Source organism: Bifidobacterium rousetti (genome assembly GCF_008698235.1).
Taxonomy (GTDB): domain Bacteria; phylum Actinomycetota; class Actinomycetes; order Actinomycetales; family Bifidobacteriaceae; genus Bifidobacterium; species Bifidobacterium rousetti.
The window spans coordinates 283269-289798 of the sequence record NZ_PEBH01000003.1 but is presented as its reverse complement, the minus strand read 5'-3'; the positions used below and the strand labels follow the sequence as shown (position 1 = coordinate 289798).

At 63.2% G+C, this 6530-nt stretch carries 5 protein-coding genes and 3 tRNA genes; 5 read left to right on the top strand and 3 right to left on the bottom strand.

The window, feature by feature from the left end:
* Window positions 1-64: 64 nt before the first annotated feature.
* Both CSQ85_RS05720 and trmB read right to left on the bottom strand, forming a co-directional pair.
* Window positions 65-136 (bottom strand) — tRNA-Glu (locus CSQ85_RS05720).
* Window positions 137-201: 65 nt separating this feature from the next.
* Window positions 202-1053, bottom strand: a complete 852-nt coding sequence (trmB, locus tag CSQ85_RS05715) for a tRNA (guanosine(46)-N7)-methyltransferase TrmB (RefSeq protein ID WP_150383237.1) — start codon at window positions 1051-1053, stop codon at window positions 202-204.
* A 242-nt stretch (window positions 1054-1295) separates the two neighbouring features.
* Between trmB and galE the strand changes: the two genes are divergently transcribed.
* From galE to CSQ85_RS05695, 4 genes are all read left to right on the top strand, one after another.
* A complete protein-coding gene (gene galE / locus CSQ85_RS05710) occupies window positions 1296-2309 on the top strand; it encodes a UDP-glucose 4-epimerase GalE (protein WP_107041264.1) in 1014 nt (337 codons plus the stop codon).
* A 179-nt stretch (window positions 2310-2488) separates the two neighbouring features.
* Window positions 2489-2562 (top strand) — tRNA-Asp (locus CSQ85_RS05705).
* A 22-nt stretch (window positions 2563-2584) separates the two neighbouring features.
* Window positions 2585-2660, top strand: a tRNA-Phe gene (locus CSQ85_RS05700).
* Between the two features lie 474 nt (window positions 2661-3134).
* Window positions 3135-3614: a nucleoside 2-deoxyribosyltransferase gene (locus CSQ85_RS05695; protein ID WP_150383260.1), complete on the top strand. Its 480-nt coding sequence runs from the start codon at window positions 3135-3137 to the stop codon at window positions 3612-3614.
* Between the two features lie 31 nt (window positions 3615-3645).
* Here the strand turns inward: CSQ85_RS05695 and CSQ85_RS05690 are convergent, their stop codons facing one another.
* Window positions 3646-4950: a class I SAM-dependent methyltransferase gene (locus tag CSQ85_RS05690; protein WP_150383236.1), complete on the bottom strand. Its 1305-nt coding sequence runs from the start codon at window positions 4948-4950 to the stop codon at window positions 3646-3648.
* A 395-nt stretch (window positions 4951-5345) separates the two neighbouring features.
* Here CSQ85_RS05690 and fucO point away from each other — a divergent pair, with 395 nt between their 5' ends.
* Window positions 5346-6497: a lactaldehyde reductase gene (gene fucO, locus CSQ85_RS05685; protein WP_107041266.1), complete on the top strand. Its 1152-nt coding sequence runs from the start codon at window positions 5346-5348 to the stop codon at window positions 6495-6497.
* Window positions 6498-6530: the final 33 nt, after the last annotated feature.

Below are 6530 nucleotides of genomic sequence, written 5' to 3'. Positions count from 1 at the left end.
AACGCGTGTCAAAACCATAAAAGAAACCCCTTGAAAACCAATGTTTTCAAGGGGTTTGAAGCCGTACCCCCAGAGAGAGTCGAACTCTCGTTGTCAGATTGAAAGTCTGGTGTCCTAACCGTTAGACGATGGGGGCTGACAACTTGAGCAAGGATACACAAGTCGTCAGCATAGGGCAAATCATCATACCGGTTCGGCGTGTCACGCCTTGCGGTAGGTGAAATCGTGGATCACACGGCCGGCGGCGAGGCCTTTCTTCTCGAAGTTGGTGAGCACACGGCCCTCGAATCGTACGGACTCGGAGAAGTCGGCATGCGGAAGCCCCGCCGCGAGCTCGGCGTTGCCCTTGCCGACGTGACCGGTCGGCAGGCTCACGGTGATCCCGCCCTCGTTGCGCCATCCGTCGAGGCCGTCCATCACCTCGTGCACATGCAGGGCGTAGTCCTCTATATCCGTGGCGATGCGCCAGACCCCGCCGTCGACCAGCGTGCGGCGGATCTCGCCGGCCAGCTCCGGCTGGACGATGCGGCGCTTGTGGTGCTTCATCTTGGGCCACGGGTCCGGGAAGAACGTCCACACCTCGGCGGCGACGCCGTCGGCGCACGCCTTGAACAGCTCCGGCGCGTTGACCTGGGCCACGCGGATGTTCTTCAGTCCGCGCTTGCCGGCGAGCAGCAGCGTGTGCGCGACGCCCGGATCGTAGACCTCGAGCGCGAGGAAGTTCTCGTTCGGTCGGGACTCGGCCGCCGCGACGACGTTCTCGCCCTGACCGGTGCCGATCTCGATGGTGAGCGGGTTGTCGTTGCCCCACGTCCGGCGCACGTAGTCCTGGTCGAGCGTGAACCCGTCGCGTACGTCGAGCGATCCGGCCGCAGGCGCGATGTCGAGCAGGTAGTCATCGGCGTAGTTGTCCCACGCGCGCTGGAGCCGGGCGTCGAGCCGGCCCGATCGGCGCACGAAGGAGAGCACCTTGTGCATCGGGTGCGCGGACTGCTCGACGGGGGAGGTTTCCGTCGTTTCGGTCGTTTCGGGTGATGCCGTGGTGTCGGTCATGGGGTCCTTTCTGTGGGGTTGTCGCGGGTCCGCCGCGGTCTGCCGCCGTCTCTCGCGGTCTTTCTGGTGTCTGCATATGCGCTTATCTCATTATTCACCACGATTGCAGATGAATCGCGTGTGTTCGGTCCTGTTACGTGTTATACTCAAATTGTTCGAAAAGATAACAAATGTGAGCAGAAGCGAACAGCGGCTCGCGTAGTCGAACCGCACGCCTCTCTCACGAATGGAAAGGCCGGAATATGACAGTTCTCGTCACTGGTGGGTGCGGTTACATCGGCGCCCACGTCGTCCACGCGCTCCACGAGGCAGGTGAGAAGGTCGTCGTCGTCGACGATCTGAGCTATGGCAAGCCCACCCGCATCGAGGGCTCCCGCCTCTACGGCATGGACATCTCCGCCCCGGGTGCGGGCGACCGTCTCGCCGAGATCCTCGACGCCGAAGACGTCGACGCCGTCATCCACTTCGCCGCCCGCAAGCAGGTCGGCGAGTCCGTCGAGAAGCCGCTGTGGTACTACCAGCAGAACATCGGCGGCATGCTCAACGTCCTGACGGGCATGAGCAAGTCCCAGAAGACCAAGAAGCTCGTCTTCTCCTCCTCCGCCGCCACCTACGGCGTCCCGCCGGTCGACGTGGTACCCGAGGACGTCGTCCCGATGCTGCCGATCAACCCCTACGGCCAGACCAAGCTGTTCGGCGAGTGGATGGCCCGCGCCTGCGAGGGCCGCTACGGCATCCGCTTCTGCGCGCTGCGCTACTTCAACGTCGCCGGCTGCGGCCCGGTCGAGCTTGAGGACCCCGCGATCCTCAACCTCATCCCGATGCTGCTCGACCGTCTGAAGAAAGGCAAGGCCCCGCTGATCTTCGGCGACGACTACCCGACCCCGGACGGCACCTGCGTGCGCGACTACATCCACGTCTCCGATCTGGCCGACGCCCACATCGCCGCCCTGAAGTACCTCGACCGCGACGAGCGCAAGTACGACGCCTTCAACGTCGGCACCGGCGAGGGCACCTCCGTGCGCCAGATCGTCGACGAGCTCAAGAAGGTCACCGGCCTGCCGTTCGAGGAGCACGTCCAGGGCCGTCGCGCCGGCGATCCGCCGCACCTGATCGGCGACCCGACCCGCATCAACACCGAGATGGGCTGGCACGCCAAGTACAACGTCGAGGACATCGTGGAGTCCGCATGGAAGGCCTGGCAGGCCAACCCGGAGCACCACATCGACGTCGAGAACTGGAAGCAGGCTGACTGAGGTCGGTTGCCCATGATCGTCTGATCCAGGCTTCATAGGGCTTGCAAGGGGCATGGCCGGATGCGTCCGGCTGTGCCCCTTTTTCGTTGGAATTCCGCGCGACACGCCGATGATTTGCGTGAGACGCTGAGACCTGTAATATATCTACCTGTTGCCTCACGGAAACGCGAGAGAAACACGGCCCCGTAGCTCAGTTGGTTAGAGCGCCGCCCTGTCACGGCGGAGGTCACCGGTTCAAGTCCGGCCGGGGTCGCTTGAATGGGAAACCATTCATTGGCTCTGTAGCTCAGTTGGTAGAGCGAGCGACTGAAAATCGCTAGGTCAACGGATCGACGCCGTTCGGAGCCACCACGCGGAACCCCGCAAGCCTTGCAAACACAGGCTTGTGGGGTTTCTTGATTTCGGAAACAAACCCAGCATAAACCCCTCAACCCAGCATAAACCCAGCACATTCACTGACAAAGCGGCGGCCAGACGAGAGCTCGCTGCAAGAGTCTTACGGAAATCTCTCGGGGGAGGGTGGCTTGGCGAGAGGTTTCCGTCATCGACGAGTGGGGGAATCTCGTCTGTAGCAGCTTGGTGAGAGGTTTCGTTGGTTATGGGCGGGAACGTCTCGCTGTGGGCCTGTTTGGCGAGAGGTCTTTGTCGGGCAGTGGCGGGGATGTCCCGCGTGTCCTCCTTGCTGGCGGTGTCTGGGGGTGCGAACGGGGATTCCCGCTGCGCTTGTCTCACATACCGATCATATTGTGGGCTTTCGTCCGAACAGTGAACCGAGGGGGCTATGGACCCCGTCGCTGATGTTCAATGGTGCGCGTGAATGACGAGATGAACGACGATATCGACGTTATCGACAATGTCGACACCAAGGTGAATGACGAAACGAACGCCAAGACGTACGACTTCTACGTGGCGGGACCGTTCTTCGACCCGGAGCAGTCGGACAGCATGGAGCGGTTGGAGTCCGTGCTCGAACGGCACGGCAGGAAACTGTTCAAGCCGCGGTTCGTCAGCCAGATCGAGGACGTCGGGCCGGACGGCTGCTTCAGGGATGACATCAACGGCATCCTCTCGTCCAGGGCCGTCATCGCCAACCTCATGGACGAGGATCCCGGCACGATGTTCGAGATCGGGTACGCGCATGCGTTGGGCATGCCCGTGTACGGCTATTCCGAGGGCCTGACGCCGATGGACCGGGTCAACCTGATGGTCGCGCAGGCCATCGAGATGGTGTTCTCCGGTCCCGATGATCTGGACCGTTGGCTTGGGACCGGAGAACACGAGGAGATCGACTACATCCAGTTCTGAGAGGCGTGCCTGCCCGGAGCGACTGGAGCGATCAGGCCTTCCACCACGGACGCAGCGGATACCACTTGCCGTCCGGGTGGCCGACGCGGTCGGGTCGCACGGCGAGGAACTGGTGGATCTGGATGCCGTCCAGTTCGAAGTTGAGCGCGCAGGCGGCCATGTACAGGCCCCACACCTTCGCGCGTTCGAACCCGACCTGCCTGACCGCGTCGTCCCAGTGCTCGGATAGGTTGCGGTTCCAGTGGTGCAGGGTCAGCGCGTAGTGCTGGCGCAGGTTCTCCTGATGCACGACGTTGAATCCGGCGTCGTGGATGCGCGATTCGATGAAGCCGGGCGCGCCGAGGTCGCCGTCGGGGAAGATGTAGCGGTCGAGGAACTCGTCGGTGCCGGGCTTGCCGTCGGGCTTGTCATGGCTGATGGTGATCTGATGGTTGAGCAGGCGTCCCATCGGCTTGAGGAGCTTGTACATCTCCTCGAAGTAGCTCTGGTAGTTCTTGACCCCCACGTGCTCCATCATGCCGATCGAGCAGATGCCGTCGAAGTCGCGCTCGGGCACCTCGCGGTAGTCCTGCACGCGCACCTCGGCCAGATCGGTGAGACCCTCGCGCGCGATCCACTTGTTCGCGTACTCGGCCTGTTCCTTGGACAGGGTGACGCCGAGCGCCTTGATGCCGCGGCGCGCCGCGGTGATGACCATCGAACCCCAGCCGCAGCCGATGTCGAGCAGTCGCTGGCCGGGCTCAAGACCCAGCTTGTCGAGGATGAGGCGCAGCTTGTTGGCCTGCGCGTCCTCGAGGCTCATGTCCTCGTTCTCGAACACCGCGCAGGTGTACGTCATCGAGGGGCCGAGGAAGTCGGCGTAGAACTCGTTGGACATGTCGTAGTGGAAGCTGACGGTCTCGGAGTCGGCCTTCTCGGTGTGGGGGAGCAGTCCCTCCTTGATGCGGTCGAACTTGCTCGGACCCTCGGTGGTCGGCACCGGGGGCTTCCTGTAGCCGTGGCTCAGGATGCCGGCCGAGACGCGGGCCACGGTCAGCGGCGTCAGCGGCTTGACGTACTTGGCCATCGAGAACAGCGCGCGTAGCGCCGGGTACGGGTCGGCGTAGTCGATGCCGTCCACGTCGAAGTCCCCCAATACGTAGGCGCGCACGACGCCGATCTCGTTCGGATGGGTGAGCAGCTGGTACATGCATCGCGGGCTGGTGATGCGGACCCTGAGATCGGCGTCGGGGGAGCCGAAGTGGGAGCCGTCGAACGCGTCCACGCGCACGGGCGCGTCGTCGTCCAGGAACAATCCCACCATCTCGCCGACGGTCATGGACTTGCCGTTTGCCATAGGTTGATACCTCCGTGTCTTACGTGCGGGAAAGCCGTACGGATATGTGTGAAACCCCAATTTTGAGACTCATCTTAGTCCGTGGGCCAAGTCGTTGTTTCGGGGGAAACGCCGTTCGCCGTCTGAATAATCATCGGGACGGGGGCGAAGAGGCAAGGAGGGAAGGTCGGGGAAGAGTGAGCGTGATTGCGCGGTAAACGCATGGTTATGCGGGGGAACGCATGGTCATGCGGATTGATTCTGGGGTATTTTCCGAAAAATTGCCGAAATTTTCCAGCGCCATGTCGGTGAACGCTCACAAAGGCGAGTACACTGGGTGATTGTCGGGAGATGCCTGCGTCGGCATCGTCCCTACGTGCAATGACTAGGATACCAGCTTCAAAGGAGAGCTCAATATGGTCTACCGCATGATTTTCAACCAGACCGCCTACTTCGGCCGTGGCGCCATCAAGGAGATCCCCGCCGTCGCCAAGCAGCACGGCTTCACCAAGGCGTTCATCGTCACCGATCCGGTCCTGCTCGAGACCGGCACCGCCGAGAAGGTCACCAAGGTCCTGGACGAGGCCGGCCTGCCGTACGAGGTGTTCAGCAACGTCAAGCCGAACCCGCCGGTCGAGTGCATCAAGGACGGCGTCGAGAAGTTCGCCGCCTCGGGCGCCGACTTCCTGATCGGTCTGGGCGGCGGCTCCCCGCAGGACACCTGCAAGGGCATCGGCATCATCACCGCCAACCCGGAGTTCTCCGACGTGCTCTCCCTCGAGGGCGTGGCCGACACGAAGAACCCGTCCGTCCCGATCTTCGGCGTGCCGACCACGGCCGGCACCGCCTCCGAGACGACGATCAACTACGTGATCACCGACACCGCCAACAAGCGCAAGTTCGTGGCCGTCGACCCGCACGACATCCCGATCGTCGCGTTCGTCGACCCGGATCTGACCGATTCGATGCCGCGCGGCCTCAAGGTCGCCACCGGCCTCGACGCCCTGACCCACGCGATCGAGGGCTACATCACCCCGGGCGCCTGGTCGCTGTCCGACTGCCTGTCGATGCAGACCATCCGCATGATCGCGAAGAACCTCGCCAAGTCCGCCGACGGCGATGTGCCGGCCGGCGAGCAGATGGCGTACGCCTCCTACATCACCGGCATGGCCTACTCCAACGTCGGCCTCGGCCTGGTCCACGGCATGGCCCACCCGCTGGGCGGCCGCCTCGGCGTCGCGCACGGCGTCGCCAACGGCATCCTGCTGGCCCCGGTCATGGAGTACAACAAGGACTACACCGGCGAGAAGTACCGTGACATCGCCGACGCGTTCGGCGTCGAGGACGCCTACACCGGCGATCTGGAGAAGGTCCGCGAGGAGGCCGTGCAGGCCGTCCACAAGCTGACCGTCGACCTCAAGAACCCGACCACGATCTCCGAGGTCGGCGCCACCGAGGCCGATCTCGCCCCGCTCGCCCACGACGCGTTCAACGACGTGTGCACCCCGGGCAACCCGCGCAAGGCCACCGAGGAGGACATCCTGAAGATCTACACCTCGCTGATGTGATCCGGGATCTGGTCTGAGGGCATGAACGTCTGA

Bases quoted from the DNA above. Each gene is read 5' to 3' on its own strand.
- trmB (WP_150383237.1), bottom strand. From the start codon at position 1,053: ATGACCGACACCACGGCATCACCCGAAACGACCGAAACGACGGAAACC.
- galE (WP_107041264.1), top strand. From the start codon at position 1,296: ATGACAGTTCTCGTCACTGGTGGGTGCGGTTACATCGGCGCCCACGTC.
- CSQ85_RS05695 (WP_150383260.1), top strand. From the start codon at position 3,135: ATGAACGACGATATCGACGTTATCGACAATGTCGACACCAAGGTGAAT.
- CSQ85_RS05690 (WP_150383236.1), bottom strand. From the start codon at position 4,950: ATGGCAAACGGCAAGTCCATGACCGTCGGCGAGATGGTGGGATTGTTC.
- fucO (WP_107041266.1), top strand. From the start codon at position 5,346: ATGGTCTACCGCATGATTTTCAACCAGACCGCCTACTTCGGCCGTGGC.